General features: G+C 64.9%; 1 protein-coding gene. It reads left to right on the top strand.

Annotated elements, in window-relative coordinates; genetic code table 11:
- Window positions 1–427 (top strand): tandem-95 repeat protein (locus NX774_RS23295; RefSeq protein ID WP_258824684.1); only part of this gene is annotated, 427 nt, incomplete at both ends.

The raw sequence follows: 427 nt of genomic DNA, 5'->3' as shown, positions 1-427 counted from the left end.
CGATGCGACGATGACCGTCAAGGTCACGCCGGTGAACGACCTGCCGGTCGCCGCCGACGGGACGATCACGACCAACGAAGACACCAGGGCCACCGGCAACCTGCCGGCAGCGACCGACGTCGAGCACGATACGGTCACCTACGCCAGCGCGAGCGGCCCGTCGCACGGCACGCTGACCCTTAACACCGACGGCAGCTACGAGTACACGCCGGCGGCCAACTACAACGGTCCGGACAGCTTTACCTACACGCTGAGCGACGGCTCGGGCAGCAATACCTACAACGTCAGCATCACGGTCAATCCGGTGAACGATGCGCCGGTGCTGGCGGTATCGCCCGTCACTGTGGGCCAGGGCGCGACCATCACGCTCAGCACGAGCTACCTGAACGCGACTGACGTCGATACCGGCAACGGTAATCTGACGTAC

The organism is Massilia agilis (genome assembly GCF_024756255.1).
In the GTDB taxonomy this organism is placed as follows: Bacteria; Pseudomonadota; Gammaproteobacteria; order Burkholderiales; family Burkholderiaceae_D; genus Telluria; species Telluria agilis.
The sequence above is the reverse complement of the archived record's forward strand: the minus strand, read 5'-3'. Positions and strand labels throughout refer to the sequence as shown.